The organism is Streptomyces sp. TAA204, from assembly GCF_000424965.1.
Genome location: NZ_AUKW01000002.1, coordinates 371,018 through 391,916 on the forward strand (window position 1 = coordinate 371,018; position 20,899 = coordinate 391,916).

Here is a 20,899-nt window from a genome sequence, read left to right on the forward strand (position 1 = left end):
CGGGAGATGCGGCCTTCGAGGAGAGCGGAGTCCCGCGATCCGCGCTCGGCGCTGCCGGAGGCGGACGTGGCGCGCTATGCCGCGTTCATGGACGAGTTCTGCCGGCTGGTGGTCGAGCGCTTCGACGGTTCTCTTAAGGCGGGCGGGGCCGCCAGGGTGCGGTACGGGGACCATCGGCCCTCCCCCCAGCGACGGCGAAGGGAAACCCTTGAAGGAAGGGAAGCCCCGCGGCAAGGAGCCCGCCCGTCGGCGGTGACGCCGTTCAGGCACGCCGCCGGTCCCACAGGACCAGGGTCGGCGGCCCGCCCACGACCCCGCTACGGAGGTCCGAGATGAGCCAGAACCACGAGCCCGCGCAGCGTGCGGAGAGGCGCCCGGAAGGCGTTCACGAGCGGATGAGCCTCCTGGAGTCGCAGGAGACCCTGGCAGAGGCCGTACGGGCGCTCGCACTGGGCCTGGAGAAGATTCCCGTGCAGGACACCTACGCCGCGGAGGACGCCGCCCGCGGCGCGCGGACGGCCCACGAACTGCTGCTCTCCAAACGGCTCTGACCGTTTCCCGAGCCGGGAGGCCCGAACCCCATTCGAGAGGAGAGATGCCATGACACAGGTCAGGCATGCCATGAGCACACCCCCGGCCAGCGTGCCGCCGGAAGCGTCGCTGGAGGAGGCGGCCCGGCACATGGCCGATGCCCAGGTCGGAGCGCTGCCCGTCGTGGAGGGCGACCGTGTGATCGGTCTGCTCACCGACCGGGACCTGGTCGTACGGGCGATGGCCGGCGGGCTGTCGACGGAGCTGCGGGTCGAGCGGATCATGTCGGCCGATCCGGTCACGGTGGACGTCGGTACCTCCGTCACGGCGGCACAGCACACCATGCGCTCGATCGGTGCCCGGCATCTGCCCGTGACGGAGAAGGACCACCTGGTCGGCATGGTCTCCTTCGACGACCTCTTCTGCTTCCTCGCGGCGCAGCAGGCGGAGCTGGCCGAGGTGATCGACGCGGCGCGGAAGGTTCCCGGTCCGCTGCGCACGCACTCGCCGGCGTCCTGGGCCTGAGGCGGTGCCGCCGGGCCTCCCCGCCCGGCGCCGCCGGGCACCGAGGCCGACGCCGCCGGGCACCGGTGCGGTGAAGCGGCCGCGCTTCGCACCGGCCGGGCAGCGCCGCCAGGCGACAGACCGGGCTCACCGCTGCCCGTGCCGCTGCTTCGCGAAGTCCATCAGCCACGTCACCGTACGGCTCACATCCGCGAGGGAGAGGATGCCGGCGAGCCGGTTCTCGTCCACGACCAGGACGCGGTTGCGCGCACCGGACTCCATCCGTGGCAGGAGGTCGGCGAGCGAGTCCCCCGGGGCCACGACGGTGACCTCCGCCAGCGGCACCATCACCTCACCGACTGTCACCTCTTCCCTGCTGTCCCAGGGCACGTGCCTGGCGTCGTCGAGGGTCACGAGCCCCGCCGGGACCGACTCGTCACCGATCACGGGGTAGGCCGAGTGCCGGTTGCGGTAGAAGGGTCCGGTCAGGAACTCCGAGACCGGCACTCCGCTGTGCACCGTGACCGGGTCGGGCGTCATCGCGTCCCGTACCGGCACACCGCCGAGCACTCCGCGCATCTGCGCCTGCCGCCCCTCCGCGGTGGCGGCGGCGATGAGGAACCAGCCGACCAGCGCGAGCCACAGGCCCCCGAACGCCCCGCTCCCCACGAACAGGACGAGCCCCAGCAGCACCAGCAGCCAGCCGAAGGCGCGCCCAGCCGCCGTCGCCCCGGCCGTCGCCTTCAGCCGGTCGCCCGTACGCCACCACAGGAAGGCACGCAGCAGGCGCCCGCCGTCGAGGGGCGCGGCGGGGACGGCGTTGAAGACCGCGAGGAGCACGTTGATGACGGCCAGCCACACCGCCACCTCGGTCACGATGCCGGGCGCCGAGGCCAGGTCGCACAACCAGGCGACCAGCACGAACGCCCCGCCCAGGAGGAGGCTCACCAGCGGTCCCACACCCGCGATCCGCAGCTCCGCGCCCGGAGTGGACGCCTCCGCCTTCATCCGCGCCGCTCCGCCCAGCAGCCACAGGACGATGTCGTCCACGTCGACGCCGTTGCGCCGGGCCACGACGGCGTGCGCGAGTTCGTGGGCGAGCAGCGAGGCGAAGAAGACGAGGGCCGCGATCAGTCCGGCCGCCCAGTAGACCACCCACAGCCGGTCCGGGTGGGCGTCCGGGAGTCGGCCGCTCGCCAGACCGAAGGCGATGAGTCCGAAGATGAGCAGCACGCTCCAGTGGACCCCGATCCGGACTCCGGCGATCCGTCCCAGCGTGAAGGTAGCCCGCAATGCGTTCTCCCCTGCTCGACGCTCCCTGCCGCCCATGCTCCTCGCCCCTTCCGCGCGCGTCCCCCGCACGGCCGCCTGAGGGGGCCGAACGGGCGTCGAAGGGCACCGCTCGGCCCAGCGCGAGCGGTGAGGCGCCCCGGCGGCGGACCTCGGCACGGCACAGCGCCTGTCCGAGCGGGTTTGCGGGGTGGCGGTTGACGGCTGGCTAAGGCCCTTCCGTTCCGTGAGAGAGCGTGGAACTGGAGCCGTGCGGCGAGACCGGCGTCCCCGGGCAGGTCAGAGACATCCGCTTTCGGCGAGACGGCAGAGCTGCCGGGCCCTCACGCCGACATGGCCCGGCCACCGTCTCCGGCATCCTCCGCGCAGGCGGCTGCGAGGTCGTCCAGCGACAGGTCCAGCGCGTGGGCCAGGGCCGCCACGGTGAAGAAGGCCGGGGTCGGGGCCCGGCCGGTCTCGATCTTGCGAAGCGTCTCCGCGGACACCCCGGCCGCCGACGCCACATCCACCATGCTGCGGTCACCGCGGGCCTCGCGGAGCAGGACCCCGAACCGCTCCCCCCGTTGCCGCTCCCGGGGGCTCAAAGGAACTCTCACCATGCCCGTGATACTAATACCGGTATAAGTATTGGACAGCGTCGCATCGCGAGGAGTCACCGCACATGGTGGAGATCAAGACCGACACCGCACTGCAGGCGATGCGTGAAGCCGGACGCGTCGTGGCCGAGGCCCTCGCGGCCGCCCGCCGATCGGCAGCCGTGGGGGTCCGCCTGCGCGAGCTCGACGAAGCCGCCCGCACCACCCTGGCCAAGGCCGGAGCGCGCTCTCCGTTCCTGGGCTACCGGCCCTCCTTCGCCCCCACCCCCTTCCCGGCGGTGATCTGCGTGTCCGTCAACGACGCCCTCGTGCACGGCATCCCCGACGGCTACCGCCTGCGTGACGGAGACCTGGTCAGCATCGACTGCGGAGCCGAACTCGACGGCTGGACCGGCGACGCGGCGATCAGCTTCACCGTCGGCACACCCCGTCCCGCCGACCTCGAACTCATAGCCGCCACCCAGCAGGCCCTGGACGCCGGCATCGCGGCAGCCACCGTCGGCCGTCGCATCGGCGACATCTCGCATGCCATCGGAACCGTCGCCCGCGAGGCCGGGTGCGGCATGCCGACCGACTTCGGCGGCCACGGCATCGGCCGCCGGATGCACGAAGACCCCCACGTCCCCAACCACGGACGGCCCGGCCGCGGCTTCCCTCTGCGTCACGGCCTCACCCTCGCCGTCGAACCCATGCTCATGGCGGGAGGACACAACGACTACCGCACCGACCCCGACGGATGGACCCTGCGCACGGTCGACGGCAGCCGTGCCGCCCACATCGAGCACACCATCGCCGTCACCGAGAGCGGACCGCTCGTCCTCACGCTGCCCTGACCTCGGAGCCGCCCGGCCAATGGCCGGCGGGTGACGTCCGCTGTGCCGTGCCATGAGATCGCCGTTCGCCGCCGCTCGCCTCTCGCCGTACGCGCGGCGCCCCGGGACCTCGCCTCGTCCGGTCGGCCCGGTGCTCCGGGACCCGCCCGGCAGTGACACCCGGGCCTACCTACCAGTAGCGTCTCCTTGTCGTCAGCGGACAGCGGAGAACAGCACAGAGCAGCAGGAGAAACGGCGGTGACAGTGCGGACCAGTGGCGCCGAGGCATTCTTCGAGCAGGTGGCGGACGAAGAGTTCATTCCCACCGAGTACACGCGCGGTCCCTGGTCCGCGGACAGCCAGCACGCGGGACCGCCTGCTGCCCTGCTGGGACGGGCCGTGCAGCAGGCCGGCGCCCGCGAGGACATGCGCCCGGCGAGGATCACCTTCGAGATCATGAGCCCGGTCCCGCTGGCACCGCTGGCCACGACCACACGTGTGCTGCGGGCGGGGCGCAGCGTGGAACTGGTGGAGGCGTCCCTGACACCGGAGGGCGGCGAGGAGGTCATGCGGGCGCGAGCGCTGCGCATCCGGACGCTGCCCGGTTCGGTTCCGCAGGTGACGCCTGACGCCGTGATCGCCGCGCCCGGATCGGCCCGCCCGCAGCCGTTCTTCTCCGTTCCGTGGGACATCGGCTATCACACGGCGATGGAGTTCCGCTTCGCGGCGGGCTCGTTCCTGGAACAGGGGCCCGCGGCGTGCTGGCTGCGCATGAAGGTGCCCCTGGTGACGGGCGAGAAGACGGCCCCGCTGGACCGGGTGCTGGCCGCGGCGGACTCCGGCAACGGTGTCAGCAACGTACTGGACTTCACCGCGCATCTGTTCGTGAATCCCGACCTGACGGTGCATCTGCACCGCTACCCCGTCGGGGAATGGGTGTGTGTCGACGCCCGTACGAGCGTGGACTCGGCCGGTATCGGCATGTCCGAGAGCGTCCTCCACGACGAGCAGGGGCCCATCGGCCGGGGAGTGCAGAGCCTTTTCGTGGCATCCCGCGGCTGACGGCTCCGCCGCCCGGGGCGGGCGGCGGGAACGGCCTGTCAGACGTCGGACACGGCGAGGGTGTCGTCGGGACCGACTCCGTAGACGCCGCGGTAACAGGCGGCGAAACCGGCCGGCCTGGCGAACCCCCAGCGCGCGGCGACACCCGCCACGGTCGCACCGCAGGCGGCGTCGGCAGCGAGGAGTTCGAAATGCGCACGGGCGAGGCGGACCCGGCGCAGGCAGCCGAACACGCCGCCGCTGTGGTGACGGGCGAAGGCCAACCGCAGCGCCTGCGGGGTGACTCCGGCCGCCGCGGCGACGTCGGTCGGCCCGATGTCTGTGTGCGCGTGCTCCTCGATGAACGCGACCGCCCGCCGGACGGCGTCGGGTGTGGCGTCGCTCCGGTCTGCCGGAGTGGGCTCGGGGGCGCCGGTGTTGGGGAAGGTGTCGAGCGCGCTCGCCGCGAGGGCGCGTGCCACGGTGCCGATCACCAGCGGTTCGCCCAGCACCCCGGGGTCGGACTTGAGGAGGTCGCGGACGCGTCCCGCCGTGTGCTTCCAATGGGCCGCGAGGCCGGGCGAGGCGGGCTGCACCCCGGTGAAGCGGAACGAGTCGCTCGGCTGGTCCTCGCCGAAGCCGGCGGCATGCAGCACGAGCGAGCGGTCCAGCATCACGGCGACGGAGTCCACAGCGTGTGCGACGGCGCTGTAGGGCTGGTCCGGCGGGGCGGTGAGGGCGACCTCACCGGGGCCGGTGCGGGCGCTGCCGCCTTCCCAGCGGTGCTCCATCCAGCCCTGCGTGGGTTCGAAGACTGCGATATTCCTCCGCGGCCCCGCCTCGTAGCCGACCTCCGCGGGCAGGGCCAGGTGGTCGATGCAGAAGGAGCCGAAGTCGCTGCGGACGTGCCTGGCGACACGGCAGGTCTCCATCTGACTGAGCCGGATCCTGGTGCCGTAGGCGCTGCTCATGGCGTCGACCCAGACGTCCAGATCGGCGGTTTCGAGCACGTTTCGCACCGCCGCGTGGTTGTGTGCTCCGGCGTCAACAGTGCTGGTACTCATGAGCCTCTCGCTGCACGGGGTCGGGTGCACAGAACAGGTGGTGCGCCGGTCTGCGCGTCTGGGGTGAGCAACACGGCGGAGGCGTACTCGTGACCCGGGCCTCTACGGAGAGCTTCCTCCGCGGCACGGCTGCCAGTGCGCCGCCGCCTCACCCGGCCATCGGGGATGACCGGCGTGCGGACCTCACCTTCGACCGTACTCCCGCCCCACGGTCCCGGGTCGTGGAGCGGGAAGCCGCCCGGGGGTACGGCTGCGCGCGCCGCTACGGACCGTTCTCTCGGGGTGGCGCAAGGTGACGGGACCTCACGTACAGCTCGGCCAACGGAAAGCGGGCCTCCGCCGCGACTTCCGTCACCGGCAGAGACCCGCTTCGTCGGTGTCTCGATGTGTCCGAGGGGGGACTTGAACCCCCACGCCCTGTAAAGGGCACTAGCACCTCAAGCTAGCGCGTCTGCCATTCCGCCACCCGGACAAGGGTTGTCGCCCGGTGTTGGCCGTGGCGACGCGGACAACCATACCAAGGTTTCGCAGGGGTCTTCACCCAGGTAACGCGGCGTGCGCGGGCGGCCCGGCGCGGTGGTTGTCAGTGCCGTGCCGGGCCGCCCGCGTCCCCTCCCGCGGGGCCTGCCGTCAGGCCGCCCGCGCGTGCTCGGCCTCCGGCTGGAGGCGGTAGTCCGGGAAGTTGCCGGGGAGACGTTCGCCGGACGGACCGTCCGTCACGGCCCGGATCAGCAGTTCGCCGCCGACGAAGGCACCGCGCCACGAGGCTCCGAAGCCTCCGAAGAGCTCATCGCGGTCCCCGCGGGAACGGGGCTTGCTGTGGCCCGTCTTGAAGGCGCGGATCTGCGGCGCGAGGCGGTCGAAGGCCTGCTGGTCGTCGGTGGAGAGGGTGGAGACCAGGGCGCCGTTGCTGGCGTTCATCGCGGCGAGCAGCTCGGCCTCGGTGTCGACCAGGACGATGCTGTCCACCGGCCCGAACGGCTCCGCGTGGTGCAGCGGCGAGGACGTCGGCGGTGAGAGCAGTGTCGTGGGCGGCAGATAGGCGGAGGTGTCCTGTCCGGGCAGGAACAGACCGTCCGTCAGGGAGCCCTGGTAGAGGGGGACCGCTCCGCGGTCGATGGCCTCCCGTGTCTGGTCGGCCAGCTCCTTGGCCTTGGCGGCGTTGATCAGCGGGCCGAAGTCCAGCTCCGGGTACGGGGCCTCCCCGCCGGCCGGGCCGTCGGGGAGGGCGACGGCCAGCGGGTGCCCGTACCGGATGGAGCGCACCGCGGGCAGGTACGCCCCGAGGAAGTCGGCGAAGAGCGTGCGCTGCACGACGAACCGGGGGTAGGCGGTGCAGCGCTGCTTGGCGTAGTCGAAGGTCTTGCGGATGAGCGGGGTGAGGGACTCCCAGTCCGAGTAGTTCCACACGCCCCAGCAGTTCAGGCCCTCCTGTTCGAGGATGTGCCGCTTGCCCAGGTCGGCGACGGCGGTCGCGACGCGGGCTCCGGTGTCCCGGCCGCCGACGAAGGAGACGCATCCGATCTCCGGTGCGCGCACCAGGGGTTCGGACAGCGCGCCGCCGCTGCCGCTGACGAGGGTGAGCGGCAGCCCCTCGCGTACGGACAGGGCGCAGGCAAGCGTGAGGCAGGACAGGCCGCCGTCGGTGGGGGTCTTGGCGATGACCGCGTTGCCGGCGAGCGCCTGGATGAGCATGGCGTGGACGAGCACGCTCATCGGGTAGTTCCAGCTCGCGATGTTGCTGACGGGCCCGTGCAGGGGCGTACGGCCGTCCAGCATCGTCTCGATGTTGTCGACGTACCAGCGCACGCCGTCGATGGCGCGGTCGACGTCTGCCTGTGCCAGCTTCCAGGTCTTGCCGATCTCCCAGACCAGCAACAGGGCCAGCAGCTCCCGGTGTTCGGTCAGGGCGTCGAGGGCGGCGGCGACGCGGGCGCGGCGCTCGTGGAGGGGGACGTGCCGCCAGGCGCGGTGCTGGTCGAGGGCGGCGGCGACGGCCTGGTGGGCGGTCGCCGCGTCCAGCATCGGCGGCCCGGCGATGGCGGTGCCGTCGACGGGGCTGGTGGCCGGCAGCGGGTCGCCGTCGGCCTGCCAGCCGCCGCGCCAGAGGTTGAGGACGCGGCCGTCGGCGGCGAACGCCTCGGGCGCGAGGTCGCGGCAGCGGCGCCAGGCGTCGGCCCAGGCGGTGCCCGGCTTGAGGGTGAGGGTGGGCGGGGTGTGGGGTGCTGCGGGTGAGGGTGTGTTGCCCATCGTTGTTCTCCGCTCTCGTTGCACTACGGGGCGGGTTGCGTGGGTTGTGCGGGTTCATGCCCGACGGACCCGGGAGCTCCCGGGTTTATTACTGGACGGTAGCGAAGTGTTCCCGCCCGCACAGCGGGCTCCGTGCCGATATGCGGAACGTCACGTCTCCGCGAAGGCTCAGGCCAGCCGGTCGAGTACGAGCCGTGCCGTCCCGGTCGGCGTCTCACCGACCCGTACGCCCGCGGCCTCCAGTGCCTCCTTCTTCGCCCGGGCGGTGCCCGAGGAGCCGGAGACGATGGCGCCGGCATGGCCCATCGTCTTGCCCTCCGGAGCGGTGAACCCGGCCACGTAACCGATGACCGGTTTGGTCACCCGCTCCCTGATGAAGTCGGCCGCGCGCTCCTCCGCGTCACCGCCGATCTCCCCGATCATCACGATCAGGTCGGTCTCGGGGTCGTCCTCGAAGGCGGCCAGGCAGTCGATGTGCGTGGTGCCGATGACAGGGTCGCCGCCGATGCCCACACAGCTGGAGAAGCCGATCTCCCGCAGCTCGTACATGAGTTGGTAGGTGAGCGTGCCGGACTTGGAGACGAGCCCGATGCGGCCCGGCTCGGGTGCGATGTCGGCGGGGATGATGCCGGCGTTGGACAGACCGGGGCTGATGAGCCCGGGGCAGTTGGGGCCGATGACGCGCGTGCCGCGCTCCTGCGCGTAGGCGCGGAAGGCCACGGCGTCGTGCACGGGGATGCCCTCGGTGATGACGACGGCGAGACCGATGCCGCCGTCGGCCGCCTCCACGACCGCCGCCTTGGAGAAGGCCGGCGGGACGAAGAGGACCGACACGTCCGCACCGGTGGCCTCGCGCGCCTCCCGCACCGACCCGAGGACCGGGACGGAGCGCCCGTCGACATCAACCTCCTGACCTGCCTTGCGGGGGTTCACGCCGCCGACGATGTCCGTACCGGCCGCGAGCATGCGACGGGTGTGCTTCATTCCTTCGGAGCCGGTCATGCCCTGGACGATGACCTTGCTCTCCTTGTTGAGGAAGATCGCCATGTTCTCTCCCGCCTCCTACGCGGCGCTCGCCGCGGCCGTGGCCAGTTCGGCGGCCCGCTGGGCTGCGCCGTCCATGGTGGTCCGCTGCTCCAGCAGCGGGTGGGGGTTCTCCTCGAGGATCGTGCGGCCGAGTGCGGCGTTGTTGCCGTCGAGCCGTACGACGAGGGGTTTGGTCAGCCGGACCTGGCCCAGCGCCCGGGTGATTCCCTCGGCGACGGCGTCGCAGGCGGTGATGCCGCCGAAGACGTTGACGAGGAGTGACTTCACATCGGGGTCGCTCAGGACGACGGAGAGCCCGTCGGCCATGACCTGCGCCGACGCCCCTCCCCCGATGTCGAGGAAGTTGGCCGGTTCCGCGCCGCACCCGGCGACCACGTCGAGCGTGGACATCACCAGGCCGGCTCCGTTGCCGATGACACCGACCTGCCCGTCCAGCTTGACGTAGTTGAGTCCCCTGGCGGCGGCCTCGGCCTCCAGCCTCCCGGCTCCGTCACCGCCCACGGGTTCGGCGGCGTCGCCCCAACGTGCCTGCCGGAAGAGGGCGTTGTCGTCGAGGGTCACTTTGCCGTCGAGGGCCCTGATGTCGCCCTCGGCCGTGCGGACAAGAGGGTTGACCTCCACGAGGAGGGCGTCCTCCGATTCCAGGACCCGCCAGAGCCTGCGCAGCACCGGTGCCACGTCGGCCGGCAGTCCCGCCGCCTCGGTGATCTCGGCGGCCTTCTCCTCCGTGACACCAGCCGCCGGGTCTACGGGGACGCGCGCGACGGCCTCGGGACGCGCCGCGGCCACCTCCTCGATCTCCATGCCGCCCTCGGCGGAGGCGATGGCGAGGAAGCAGCCCCGGGCCCGGTCGAGCACATAGGAGACGTAGAACTCCTGCTCCACCCGGACGGGCCGCGCGAGCATCACGCTGTGCACGGTGTGGCCGTTGATGTCCATGCCCAGGATCTGCCGGGCGGTGATCTCGGCGGCGGCCTCGTCGGCCGCTTTCTTCACTCCGCCGGCCTTGCCTCTTCCTCCTGTCTTCACCTGCGCCTTGACCACGACGCCGTGCCGGTCGGCGTCGAGACGCCGGGCGGCTTCACGGGCGGCGCCGCTTGTCCCGGCGACCTCCGCCTCCGGCACCAACACGCCGTGGCGATCGAAGAGTTCCCTCGCCTGGTGCTCGTAAAGGTCCACATGTGCTCCCTGGTCGATCTTCGAAACGATCGGTGCACGCCCCCTGGACATCACTCAGTCGATGCGGGATAACAAGGTTCATACAGTATTCGTCGACTGTATGCAATCTGCTCTGACCCTGCTCCGCACCCGACGAAGGGACTCGAATCGCCATGCCCGACGACAGCCAGGACAGCCGGGAAAACCAGGACCTCATATCCGGCGGACACCTGGTCGCCAAGGCACTCAAGGCGGAGGGCGTGGAGGTCATCTACACGCTCTGCGGCGGCCACATCATCGACATCTACGACGGCTGCGTCGACGAAGGGATCGACGTCGTCGACGTACGTCACGAACAGGTGGCCGCACACGCCGCGGACGGCTACGCGCGCCTCACCGGCAAACCCGGATGCGCCGTGGTGACCGCCGGACCCGGCACCACCGACGCCGTCACCGGCGTCGCCAACGCCTTCCGGGCCGAGTCACCCATGCTGCTCATCGGCGGCCAAGGAGCCCACACGCAGCACAAGATGGGCTCGCTGCAGGACCTGCCGCACGTCGACATGATGACGCCCATCACCAAGTTCGCCTCGACCGTGCCGGACACGGCACGCGCCGCGGACATGGTCTCGATGGCCTTCCGCGAGTGCTACCACGGAGCGCCCGGTCCCTCCTTCCTGGAGATCCCGCGCGACGTGCTCGACGCGAAGGTCCCCCGCGAGAAGGCGCGGGTTCCCGAGGCCGGCAACTACCGTGCCTCCACACGCCAGGCCGGCGACCCCGAATCCGTGCAGAAGCTCGCCGACCTGCTGTCGCAGGCCGAGCGCCCGGCGATCCTGCTGGGCAGCCAGACCTGGACATGCCGGGCGACGGAGGCGGCGACGGAGCTGGTACGGACGCTGAACGTACCGGCGTACATGAACGGCGCCGGCCGCGGCACGCTGCCGCCCGGCGACCCGCACCACTTCCAGCTCTCGCGGCGCTACGCCTTCTCCAACGCCGACCTCATCATCATCGTCGGCACGCCCTTCGACTTCCGCATGGGCTACGGCAAGCGCCTCTCCCCCGACGCGACCGTCGTCCAGATCGACCTCGACTACCGCACCGTGGGCAAGAACCGCGACATCGACCTCGGCATCGTCGGTTCGGCCGACCTGGTGCTCTCCGCTGTCACCCAGGCCGCCTCCGGACAGCTGAACGGCGGTGGCGACAAGCGCAAGGCGTGGCTGGAGGAGCTGCGCAGCGCCGAGCAGACAGCGCTGGAGAAGCGGCTGCCGCAGCTGCGTTCGGACGCCTCCCCGATCCACCCCTACCGGCTGGTCAGCGAGATCAACGACTTCCTCACCGAGGACTCGCTCTACATCGGCGACGGCGGCGACATCGTCACCTTCTCCGGCCAGGTCGTGCAGCCCAAGGCGCCCGGCAACTGGATGGACCCGGGGCCGCTGGGGACGCTCGGCGTGGGCGTGCCGTTCGTGCTGGCGGCCAAACAGGCCCGTCCCGACAAGGAGGTCGTCACCCTCTTCGGTGACGGCGCCTTCTCCCTGACCGGCTGGGACTTCGAGACGCTGGTCCGCTACGACCTGCCCTTCGTCGGCATCGTCGGCAACAACTCCTCGATGAACCAGATCCGTTACGGCCAGAAGGCCAAGTACGGCGAGTCGCGCGAACGGGTCGGAAACACCCTCGGCGACGTGCCCTACGACCAGTTCGCGCGGATGCTCGGCGGCCACGGCGAAGAGGTGCGCGAACCCTCGGAGATCAGGCCCGCCCTGGAGCGTGCCCGCGCCTCCGGCAAGCCGTCCCTGGTCAACGTGTGGATCGACCCGGACGCGTACGCCCCCGGAACCATGAACCAGACGATGTACAAGTGAGGTGACCGCGGTGACCGACGTGACCGATGTGACCGGCACGACGAACCTGACCCAGAAGGCACTCGACGGGGTGCGTGTCCTCGACATGACCCATGTGCAGTCGGGCCCGTCCGCGACCCAGCTGCTCGCCTGGCTCGGCGCCGACGTGATCAAACTGGAGGCGACCTCCGGCGACATCACCCGCAAACAGCTCAGGGACGTCCCGGACGTGGACTCCCTCTACTTCACGATGCTCAACTGCAACAAGCGCAGCATCACGCTCAACACCAAGTCCGACCGCGGCAAGGAGCTGCTGACGGAGCTGATCCGGCGCAGCGACGTGCTGGTGGAGAACTTCGGTCCCGGAGCGGTGGACCGGATGGGCTTCACCTGGGACCGCATCAAGCAGATCAACCCCAAGCTGGTCTACGCGTCCATCAAGGGCTTCGGAGAAGGCCCCTACACCGGCTTCAAGGCGTACGAGGTCGTCGCGCAGGCGATGGGCGGCTCGATGTCGACCACCGGGTTCGAGGACGGCCCGCCGATGGCCACCGGTGCCCAGATCGGTGACTCGGGCACCGGCGTGCACACCGTCGCCGCCATCCTCGCCGCGCTGCTGCAGCGTGAGCGCTCCGGGCGCGGGCAGCGTGTGAACGTCGCCATGCAGCACTCGGTGCTCAACCTGTGCCGGGTGAAGATGCGCGACCACCAGCGGCTCGAGCACGGCCCGCTCGGCGAGTACCCGAACGAGGACTTCGGCGACGAGGTGCCGCGCTCGGGCAACGCCTCCGGCGGCGGCCAGCCCGGCTGGGCGGTCAAGTGCGCGCCGGGCGGCCCCAACGACTACGTGTACGTGATCGTGCAGCCCGTGGGCTGGGAGCCGCTGACGAAGCTCATCGGACGTCCCGAACTGGCCGACGACCCGGACTGGAACACCCCGGAGGCGCGGCTGCCGAAGCTGGACAAGATGTTCCAGCTCATCGAGGAGTGGTCGGCCACGCTCCCCAAGTGGGAGGTGCTGGGCGCGCTGAACGCCCACAACATCCCCTGCGGGCCGATCCTCTCCACCAAGGAGATCGCCGAGGACGAGTCCCTGGCGGCGAACGGGATGATCGTCGAGGTCGATCACCCCGAACGCGGCGCCTTCACCACAGTCGGCTCCCCGATCAAACTCTCCGACTCCCCCGTGGAGATCACCTCCTCGCCCCTGCTGGGTGAGCACAACGAGGAGGTCTACATCGGCGAACTCGGTCTCGGCGAGGAAGAAGTGGCGCTGCTCAAGACGAACGGAGTGATCTGAGAGATGCCCCAGGACAACGAGACCGGCCCCGGGCAGCCGGACAGGGCAGCGGTACGGGCGGTGCTGGAAGCCGCCCGCGCCGAGGGCCGTACCGCGCTGACCGCCCCCGAGGGCAAGCGTGTGGCCGACGCCTACGGCATCCCCGTGCCGGACGAGGGCCTGGCGGAATCCGCCGACGAGGCGGTGCAGTTGGCCGACCGGATCGGCTTCCCCGTCGCGATGAAGATCGTCTCCCCGGACATCCTGCACAAGACCGACGCGGGCGGGGTGCGCGTCGGCGTCTCCTCCTCCGCGGACGTGCGCAGCGCCTACCGCGAAATCGTCGGCAACGCGCGTGAGTACGACTCCGGGGCGGACGTACTGGGCGTACAGGTGCAGCAGATGGCGAAGCCCGGGCAGGAGGTGCTGGTCGGTACGGTCACCGACCCCACCTTCGGCAAGGTCGTCGCCTTCGGCCTGGGCGGGGTGCTGGTGGAGGTCCTCAAGGACGTCACCTTCCGGCTCGCCCCGGCCACCACCGAGGACGCGCTGTCGATGCTCGACGGCATCGAGGCGGCGGAGATCCTCAAGGGCGTACGGGGCGGCGAACCGGTGGACCGCGCGGCGCTGGCGGGCGTCATCGTGGCCGTCTCGCAACTCGCGCACGACTTCCCGGAGCTGGCCGAGGTCGACCTCAACCCCGTCTTCGCCGCTCCCGACGGCGCGCTGGCCGCCGACATCCGCGTCCTGCTCACCGAGGGCGAACCGGCACCACGCCGGCGCTACACCCCGGAGGAGATACGCGCCTCGATGAAGCGGCTGATGCAGCCGCGGTCGGTCGCGGTGGTCGGCGCCTCCAACGAGCAGGGCAAGATCGGCAATTCGGTCATGCGCAACCTCGTCGACGGCGGGTTCCCGGGTGAGATCCACCCGGTGAACCCGAAGGCCGACGAGATCCTGGGGCTCAAGGCATACAAGTCGGTCGCCGACATCCCCGGCGAGGTGGACGTTGCGGTCTTCGCCGTGCCGGCCAAGTTCGTGCCGGACACGCTGGAGGCCGTCGGCGCCAAGGGCATCCCCAACGCGGTGCTCATCCCCTCCGGCTTCGCCGAGACCGGCGAGGTGGAACTGCAGGACCGGATCGTGGCCATCGGGGAGAAGCACGGCGTACGCCTGCTCGGCCCGAACATCTACGGCTACTACTCGACCTGGCACGACCTGTGCGCCACCTTCTGCACGCCCTACGACGTCAAGGGCGGTGTGGCGCTCACGTCCCAGTCGGGCGGCATCGGCATGGCCATCCTCGGCTTCGCCCGGAGCACCAGCACCGGTGTCTCGGCGATCGTGGGGCTGGGCAACAAGTCCGACCTGGACGAGGACGACCTGCTCACCTACTTCGCGGACGACCCGAACACCGAGTGCATCGCGATGCACCTGGAGGACCTCAAGGACGGGCGGGCGTTCGTGGAAGCGGCGCGGGAGACCGTGCCGAAGAAGCCCGTCGTCGTCCTCAAGGCGGGCCGCACCAGCGCGGGCGCCAAGGCGGCGGGTTCGCACACGGGCGCGCTCGCGGGCGACGACGCGGTCTACGACGACATCCTGCGGCAGGCCGGCGTCATCCGGGCGCCGGGCCTGAACGAGATGCTGGAGTACGCACGGGCCCTGCCCGTGCTGCCCACGCCGCAGGGCGACAACACCGTGATCATCACCGGCGCCGGCGGCTCGGGCGTACTGCTCTCGGACGCGATCGTCGACAACGGACTGTCGCTGATGGAGATCCCGCCGGACCTGGACGAGGCGTTCCGCGCCTTCATCCCGCCGTTCGGCGCCGCGGGCAACCCCGTGGACATCACGGGAGGCGAGCCGCCCTCCACGTACGAGGCGACGATCCGCCTCGGTCTGGAGGACCCGCGCATCCACTCATTGGTCCTCGGCTACTGGCACACCATCGTCACTCCGCCCATGGTCTTCGCGGAGCTGACAGCCAGGGTCGTCGCCGAGGCACGGGAGAAGGGAATCGAGAAACCCGTGGTTGCCTCCCTTGCTGGTGACGTGGAGGTCGAGGAAGCATGCGCGTACCTCTTCGAGCGAGGAGTGGTCGCCTACCCGTACACGACGGAGAAGCCCGTGGCCGTGCTGGGAGCCAAGTACCAGTGGGCACGGGCGGCCGGGCTCCTGTAGGGCCCGTGCTGCGGGAGCTGCTCCGTGGTGGTGGGGACTTGCGCTCCATCACCACGGCGGAGCCGGGCGGTGGCCGGGCGGACTGCGCAGTCCACCCGTCCGCCGCTTGAGAAAGCAGCTGGACGCAGCACCGCAACACCGCACCAAGCAAGAGATCCGGACAGGGGGCGCTGGCCAGACTCTCTCCACGCAAGGGGTGCAGCACATGACAACGACAGAAGTTCCAACAGGCCTCCCATACCGGGAGGTGACGGACAAGAACGGTCGAACTTACCGCGTAGGCGAGTCCGACATCGACATCATGGGACGCCGCCGCCGGTGGATGGTCATCCTGCCGTGGGTCGGCATGATGGGCATCTCCTCCGCGGAGTACGCGTTCGCTTCCGCCGAATCGACGCTCCACACGGCGCACGGCTGGAACAGTGCACACATCTTCTGGATGATGGGCATCTGGGTCCTCTTCCAGGGAGGCGTGGCCTTCCCGGTCGGCAAGCTGCGTGAGAGCGGGCGGTTCCCCGCACGGCAGGCGATGATGTGGGGTGCGCTCGGCACCTTCATCGGCTATCTCGCGCTCGCGTACGCGCCGAACGTCGTCCTCGCCTACATCGGCTTCAGCGTCTTCAGCGGTATGGGCGCCGGAGCGGTGTATGCGACCTGCGTGAACATGGTCGGCAAGTGGTATCCGGAGCGCAAGGGCGGCAAGACCGGCTTCGTCAACGGCGGTTTCGCCTACGGCTCGGTGCCGTTCGTGTTCATCTTCACCGGCTTCATGGACGTCAGCAACTTCAAGTGGGTGCTGGTCAGCGTCGGTGTGTTCCTGGCCGCGGTCGTCGCCTTCGCCGGCTCGTTCTTCAAGGACCCGCCGAAGAACTGGTGGCCCGACCACGTCGACCCGCTGAAGCCGCCGGACGACCCGCGCGCACGCCGTGCGCTGCAGAAGAACCCGCCGGCGGTCAAGCAGTACACCGCCAAGGAGGCGTTCCGGACCGGACGCGTTCCGCTGATGTGGTTCTGTCTGCTGTGCACGTCCGGTGTGAACATCTTCGGTATCGCCTTCCAGGTGCCCTTCGGCGACGACATGGGCTTCGCGGGCGGCATCGTCGCCACCGCCATGTCGCTGAAGGCCATCGTCAACGGCACCGGCCGGGGCGTGATCGGCTGGCTGTCCGACATGTACGGACGCAAGCAGTGCCTGATCTTCGTCTGCGCCGTCCTCGGCCTGGCGCAGTTCGGGGTCCTGCTGTCCGGGCAGGCGGGGTCGATGTGGCTGTTCCTGTTCTGCTCGATGGTCTCCGGATTCGGCGGCGGAGCGGTCTTCCCGCTGTTCGCTGCGCTGACCGCGGACTATTTCGGTGAGAACAACAACGCCACCAACTACGGCATGGTCTACAGCTCCAAGCTGCTGTCCGGCATCGCCGGCGCGGGGCTTGGTTCCATGGTGGTCACCGCCTGGGGCTACGGCGGGGCGTTCTGGCTCGCGGGAGGCACCTCGCTGTTCGCCGGCTTCGTGGCGCTGTTCCTGTACCAGCCCGGACGGCCGAGGAAGTCCGTGATCAAGCCCAATCCGCAGCCGACAGGCGGAGAGTGACGCCACCCCGGGCCTGCGGGAAGTGATGTGACGGCCTCGGGCCGCCTCCCTTGCGAAGGGGGGCGGCCCGAGACCGTTTCCGGGATGCTGCGCTCAGCGCCGCAGCGACCGCAGATGGGCCGCCGAACGGCGCGCCGTCCTCAGGGAGTCGGACGGCTGGTCGTGCTCCACCTGCCAGTTGTGCTTCCTCCCGCCGTGCGACCTGGTGACCTTCGACAGGAAGCGCTGATAGTCGATGTCCCCGTCGCCGACGTCCACCATCCGGTACCCGTCGTCGGCGGTCTCGTCGTGTTCGCCGTCCTTGACGTGGAAGAGCGGGTAGCGCTCGGGCTGCGCCAGCACGTAGTCGACGGGCTCGAAGGGCGCGGGGATGCCGTCGGGGCGGACGCTGAAGCGGTACTGGCCGGCGTAGGCCCAGTAGATGTCCATCTCCAGATAGACCAGTTCGGGGTCGGTCTCGGCGAGCAGCACGTCGTAGAGACGTACGTCGGGGCGGTCCTCGGCGAAGCCGAACTCCATCTGGTGGTTGTGCTGGTAGAACTTCAGCCCGCGCTTCCTCGCCGCCGCGCCGTAGGTGTTGAAGTCCTCCGCGGCGCGTTTCCAGGCGTCGACGGTGCGGCCGTAGCGGTCCGGGCTCGCGGCCGTGCCCACATGCGGCAGCCCGAGCGCGGCGGCGTCGTCGAGGACCTTCTCCAGCTGGGTGTCGAAGGTGTAGGCCGCCGGGTCGTCGGACCAGTAGCCGACGTGGCTGCCGATGCCGCGCAGCCCGTGCTCCCGCAGCAGCCTGCGCAGCCGGGCGAGGGAGATGTCACCGGTCCCCTGGGTGTAGCCGGCGAACTCGACCTGTTCGTAGCTGTACCGGGACAGCTCCTCGAAGACGGCGGCGAAGCCCAGCGAGGCCACCTTGTCGCGCAGCGTGTAGAGCTGGATGCCGAGCCGTCCCTTGGGCAGGAGCGGCCCGCAGCGGTCGTCCGCGCCGGCAGCGGCGGCGGGGACCGCGGCGTGTGCGGTGCCTGTGCCGCCCAGCAGCGAGGCAGCTGCGCTTCCGGCGGCGACGCCGAGGAATCCGCGGCGGCGCAGCCGCCGGGAGAGTTCGGGATCGTGCGGTGTGCGTGTCATCAGGAGTCTCCAAGGGCGAGTTCGATGAGCAGGGACTTGACGTCGGTCGCGGCCAGGGGGCCGTCGGCGACACCGGCACGGGAGCAGATGAAGACGGGCCCCTCTTCGGGGCTTTCGGGGAGGCGGCCGTGGCTGCCGCGCACCGGTGACGGGTCGAGCGGTACGACCGCCATGCGGTAGCGCATGCCGGTCTTCTTGCGTGCCAGCGCGGTCGCGGCGCGCAGGCGCACATACGGGTCGCCGGGGTCCATGAACAGCTCGGCAGGGTCGTAGCCCGGTTTGCGGTGGATCTCGACCAGGCGGGCGAAGTCGGGCGCGCGGGCGTCGTCGAGCCAGTAGTAGTAGGTGAACCAGGCCCCCGGCTCGGCGAGGGCGACGAGTTCGCCGGCGCGCGGATGGTCCAGGTGGTGGGTCTTCTTCCCTCGCTCGCCGAGGAGTTCGGCTATTCCGGGCAGCCCGTCGAGTGCGCGGCGGGCGTCGTCGAGGTCGGCGGGGTCGCGTACGTAGACGTGGGCGAGCTGGTGGTCGACGACGGCGAAGGCCCGTGAGGTGGTGGGGTCCAGGTACTCCATGCCGTCCTGGGTGTGCACCTCGAGCAGCCCGGCGCGGCGCAGCGCCCGGTTGATGTCGACGGTGCGCTCGACGCGGGTGATGCCGTACTCCGAGAGCGCGACGACGGTACGTCCCTGTGCGCGGGCGTCGTCCAGCAACGGGGCGAGGGTGGCGTCGAGTTCGGCGGCCGCGCGGTGGGAGCGGGGGTCGTCGGGGCCGTAGCGCTGGAGGTCGTAGTCCAGGTGCGGGAGGTAGGCCAGCGCGAGGTCGGGTTCGCGGGTGCGCAGGATGTGGCGTGTGGCGTCGGTGATCCAGCGGGAGGAGACGATGTCCGCGCCGGGGCCCCAGAAGTGGAAGAGGGGGAACGTGCCCAGGAGGTCGGTGAGTTCGTCGTGCAGAGCGGGCGGGCGGGTGTAGCAGTCCGGCTCCTTGCGTCCGTCGGCGTAGTAGACGGGGCGCGGGGTGACGGTCCAGTCGGTGTCGGCGCCCATGGCGTACCACCAGCAGATGTTGGCGACGGTGTAGCCGGGGTGGCGGGCGCGGGCGGCGTCCCACAGCTTCTCCCCGCCGACGAGCGCGTTGTGCTGCCGCCACAGCAGCACCTCGCCCAGCTCGCGGAAGTACCAGCCGTTGCCGACGATTCCGTGCTCGGCGGGGGTGACGCCGGTGAGGAAGGTGGACTGGGCGGCGCAGGTCACCGCGGGCAGCACCGTGCCCAGCGAGGTGCTGGTGCCCTGGCCGGCCACGGCGCGCAGCGCCGGCATGTGGGCCAGGAGCCGGGGTGTGAGCCCGACGACGTCGAGGACGACCAGCGGACGGGGCCGGGGCTGGGGCTGGGGGTCCTGTGTCACGGCAGCTCCTTCAGGCCGAGGCCGATGAGCATCTCGCGGGCGACGTCGAGTTCCGCCGCGATGCCGTCGGCGAGCTGGGCGCGGGTGCGGGGGCGCAGACCTTCCGGGAGGGCCTGCCAGGTGTAGGTCTCCACCTCCAGATGGCGGGTCAGCGGTGCGGGTCCGCCCACGAGTTGGGCGAGCGCCCCCCGCAGAACGCCCACGGTGCTGGTCAGCGGCGGGTCGGGCGGTGCGTGCAGGGGGACGTGGAAGTGGGAGCGCCAGGGCGCCGAGTCCGGCAGGGTGCCGGGCAGCAGCGCGTCGCCGAGGTCGTCGGTGGCGCGCACTCCCCGTCCGGTCAGGGCGCGCGTCTGGTGGAGGAAGCGGGGCTCGGCGAAGCCCGACAGCGCGGCCAGCGCGCCCTCGGCGGCGGGGTCTTCGAGGTGCAGGGCGGCGGAGAGCTGGCTTTTGACGATGGGGACACCGGCACCGGTGAGGGCGGCGACGGCCTCGTCGGGCTCCTCGAACTGGGTGGCCAGGTGGCAGGTGTCCACGCACACGCCGATGCGGTGCGAGGGCGGCGCCGAGGGGCCCGTCAGCGCCTCGACGGCGTCCGCGGTGGTCTCCACCGTGCAGCCGGGTTCGGGTTCCAGACCGACACGGATGCTGCGCGCGGTCAGCTCCTCCAGGGCGTCCAGGCGTGCCGCGAGTGTGCCGAGCGCTTCCAGTGCGGTGCGGCGGCGCTGGGCGGTGAAGTCGCTGCGCCAGGCCAGCGGCAGCGTGGAGACGGTGCCCTCGTCGGCGTCGTCGGGCAGCAGCGCGGCCAGCAGCCTGGCCAGGTCGGTGGTGTGGTCCAGCCGCGCCGGCTCTGTCCAGTCCGGCCTGTAGACGCGGTACTTGACGTGCTCGTCACCGAAGCCCTGGTAGGGGAAGCCGTTGAGGGTGACCACCTCCAGTCCGCGCCGGTCGAGTTCGGAGCGCAGCGTCCGTACCGAGGAGGGGTCCGCGGTGAGCGTACGGGCGGCGTCGCGGGCCAGCCACAGACCGATGCCCAGGCGGTCGCGGTGCAGGCGGCGGCGCACCGGCTCGGCGTGCTCGCGCAGTTGGCTCAGCACGCCCTCGAAGTCCTCGGCGGCGTGCACGTTCGTGCAGTACGCGAGGTGGACGGTCGAGCCGTCGGGGTGTCGGAAGCGCATGGCCCTGC

The 20,899-nt window shown here is 70.8% G+C and carries 17 protein-coding genes and 1 tRNA gene; 8 read left to right on the forward strand and 10 right to left on the reverse strand.

The window, feature by feature from the left end:
• Positions 1-332 precede the first annotated feature (332 nt).
• Entirely contained in the window at positions 333-551 is a 219-nt protein-coding gene (locus H343_RS28875; RefSeq protein WP_037902318.1) for a hypothetical protein, read from the forward strand.
• A 49-nt stretch (positions 552-600) separates the two neighbouring features.
• A complete protein-coding gene (locus H343_RS28880) occupies positions 601-1,056 on the forward strand; it encodes a CBS domain-containing protein (RefSeq protein ID WP_051264578.1) in 456 nt (151 codons plus the stop codon).
• Between the two features lie 126 nt (positions 1,057-1,182).
• Here H343_RS28880 and H343_RS0104445 read toward each other — a convergent pair whose 3' ends face one another.
• The gene (locus tag H343_RS0104445; RefSeq protein WP_028430148.1) at positions 1,183-2,328 is read right to left on the reverse strand and encodes a site-2 protease family protein; all 1,146 of its coding nucleotides are present in this window, start codon (positions 2,326-2,328) and stop codon (positions 1,183-1,185) included.
• 320 nt (positions 2,329-2,648) lie between these two features.
• Positions 2,649-2,924, reverse strand: a complete 276-nt coding sequence (locus H343_RS0104450; RefSeq protein WP_028430149.1) for a helix-turn-helix domain-containing protein — start codon at positions 2,922-2,924, stop codon at positions 2,649-2,651.
• A gap of 62 nt (positions 2,925-2,986) precedes the next feature.
• Here H343_RS0104450 and map point away from each other — a divergent pair, with 62 nt between their 5' ends.
• Positions 2,987-3,754 (forward strand): type I methionyl aminopeptidase, encoded by a 768-nt coding sequence (map, locus tag H343_RS0104455; protein ID WP_028430150.1) that lies wholly within the window; start codon positions 2,987-2,989, stop codon positions 3,752-3,754.
• Positions 3,755-3,991: 237 nt separating this feature from the next.
• Positions 3,992-4,795, forward strand: a complete 804-nt coding sequence (locus H343_RS0104460; protein ID WP_028430151.1) for a thioesterase family protein — start codon at positions 3,992-3,994, stop codon at positions 4,793-4,795.
• Between the two features lie 38 nt (positions 4,796-4,833).
• Here H343_RS0104460 and H343_RS28885 read toward each other — a convergent pair whose 3' ends face one another.
• The 5 genes from H343_RS28885 to sucC all read right to left on the reverse strand — a co-directional run bounded on the left by H343_RS28885 (position 4,834) and on the right by sucC (position 10,314).
• Positions 4,834-5,838 carry a helix-turn-helix domain-containing protein gene (locus H343_RS28885; protein ID WP_078504998.1) on the reverse strand — a complete coding sequence of 335 codons (1,005 nt, stop codon included), beginning with the start codon at positions 5,836-5,838 and terminating at the stop codon, positions 4,834-4,836.
• Positions 5,839-6,225: 387 nt separating this feature from the next.
• Positions 6,226-6,310: transfer RNA gene (locus tag H343_RS0104470), tRNA-Leu, on the reverse strand.
• Between the two features lie 158 nt (positions 6,311-6,468).
• Positions 6,469-8,088 (reverse strand): aldehyde dehydrogenase family protein, encoded by a 1,620-nt coding sequence (locus H343_RS0104475; RefSeq protein WP_028430152.1) that lies wholly within the window; start codon positions 8,086-8,088, stop codon positions 6,469-6,471.
• Positions 8,089-8,256: 168 nt separating this feature from the next.
• Positions 8,257-9,135, reverse strand: coding sequence for a succinate--CoA ligase subunit alpha (sucD, locus tag H343_RS0104480; protein ID WP_028430153.1), 879 nt, complete (start codon positions 9,133-9,135; stop codon positions 8,257-8,259).
• Positions 9,136-9,150: 15 nt separating this feature from the next.
• The gene (gene sucC, locus H343_RS0104485) at positions 9,151-10,314 is read right to left on the reverse strand and encodes an ADP-forming succinate--CoA ligase subunit beta (protein ID WP_028430154.1); all 1,164 of its coding nucleotides are present in this window, start codon (positions 10,312-10,314) and stop codon (positions 9,151-9,153) included.
• 152 nt (positions 10,315-10,466) lie between these two features.
• On the opposite strand from sucC, the gene H343_RS0104490 reads away from it, so the two are divergent.
• The 4 genes from H343_RS0104490 to H343_RS0104505 all read left to right on the forward strand — a co-directional run bounded on the left by H343_RS0104490 (position 10,467) and on the right by H343_RS0104505 (position 17,194).
• A complete protein-coding gene (locus tag H343_RS0104490) occupies positions 10,467-12,167 on the forward strand; it encodes a thiamine pyrophosphate-binding protein (RefSeq protein ID WP_028430155.1) in 1,701 nt (566 codons plus the stop codon).
• Positions 12,168-12,213: 46 nt separating this feature from the next.
• Complete coding sequence (frc, locus tag H343_RS0104495) at positions 12,214-13,446, forward strand: formyl-CoA transferase (protein WP_028430156.1); 1,233 nt, start codon at positions 12,214-12,216, stop codon at positions 13,444-13,446.
• Positions 13,447-13,449: 3 nt separating this feature from the next.
• Positions 13,450-15,606 carry an acetate--CoA ligase family protein gene (locus H343_RS0104500; protein ID WP_051264580.1) on the forward strand — a complete coding sequence of 719 codons (2,157 nt, stop codon included), beginning with the start codon at positions 13,450-13,452 and terminating at the stop codon, positions 15,604-15,606.
• A 205-nt stretch (positions 15,607-15,811) separates the two neighbouring features.
• Positions 15,812-17,194, forward strand: a complete 1,383-nt coding sequence (locus H343_RS0104505) for an OFA family MFS transporter (protein WP_028430158.1) — start codon at positions 15,812-15,814, stop codon at positions 17,192-17,194.
• A 93-nt stretch (positions 17,195-17,287) separates the two neighbouring features.
• Here the strand turns inward: H343_RS0104505 and H343_RS0104510 are convergent, their stop codons facing one another.
• Genes H343_RS0104510 through eboE form a run of 3 tightly spaced genes read right to left on the reverse strand, consistent with a single transcriptional unit; the run spans position 17,288 to position 20,891 of the window.
• Entirely contained in the window at positions 17,288-18,313 is a 1,026-nt protein-coding gene (locus H343_RS0104510; RefSeq protein ID WP_028430159.1) for a sugar phosphate isomerase/epimerase family protein, read from the reverse strand.
• Positions 18,313-19,716, reverse strand: a complete 1,404-nt coding sequence (locus H343_RS0104515; RefSeq protein WP_028430160.1) for an alkaline phosphatase family protein — start codon at positions 19,714-19,716, stop codon at positions 18,313-18,315. The genes H343_RS0104510 and H343_RS0104515 overlap by 1 nt, the downstream gene beginning before the upstream one ends.
• A complete protein-coding gene (gene eboE / locus H343_RS0104520; RefSeq protein ID WP_028430161.1) occupies positions 19,713-20,891 on the reverse strand; it encodes a metabolite traffic protein EboE in 1,179 nt (392 codons plus the stop codon). Before eboE ends, H343_RS0104515 begins: the two co-directional genes overlap by 4 nt.
• Positions 20,892-20,899: the final 8 nt, after the last annotated feature.

Bases quoted from the DNA above. Each gene is read 5' to 3' on its own strand.
- H343_RS28875 (WP_037902318.1), top strand. From the start codon at position 333: ATGAGCCAGAACCACGAGCCCGCGCAGCGTGCGGAGAGGCGCCCGGAA.
- H343_RS28880 (WP_051264578.1), top strand. From the start codon at position 601: ATGACACAGGTCAGGCATGCCATGAGCACACCCCCGGCCAGCGTGCCG.
- H343_RS0104450 (WP_028430149.1), bottom strand. From the start codon at position 2,924: ATGGTGAGAGTTCCTTTGAGCCCCCGGGAGCGGCAACGGGGGGAGCGG.
- map (WP_028430150.1), top strand. From the start codon at position 2,987: ATGGTGGAGATCAAGACCGACACCGCACTGCAGGCGATGCGTGAAGCC.
- H343_RS28885 (WP_078504998.1), bottom strand. From the start codon at position 5,838: ATGAGTACCAGCACTGTTGACGCCGGAGCACACAACCACGCGGCGGTG.
- H343_RS0104475 (WP_028430152.1), bottom strand. From the start codon at position 8,088: ATGGGCAACACACCCTCACCCGCAGCACCCCACACCCCGCCCACCCTC.
- sucD (WP_028430153.1), bottom strand. From the start codon at position 9,135: ATGGCGATCTTCCTCAACAAGGAGAGCAAGGTCATCGTCCAGGGCATG.
- H343_RS0104490 (WP_028430155.1), top strand. From the start codon at position 10,467: ATGCCCGACGACAGCCAGGACAGCCGGGAAAACCAGGACCTCATATCC.
- H343_RS0104500 (WP_051264580.1), top strand. From the start codon at position 13,450: ATGCCCCAGGACAACGAGACCGGCCCCGGGCAGCCGGACAGGGCAGCG.
- H343_RS0104505 (WP_028430158.1), top strand. From the start codon at position 15,812: ATGACAACGACAGAAGTTCCAACAGGCCTCCCATACCGGGAGGTGACG.
- H343_RS0104510 (WP_028430159.1), bottom strand. From the start codon at position 18,313: ATGACACGCACACCGCACGATCCCGAACTCTCCCGGCGGCTGCGCCGC.
- eboE (WP_028430161.1), bottom strand. From the start codon at position 20,891: ATGCGCTTCCGACACCCCGACGGCTCGACCGTCCACCTCGCGTACTGC.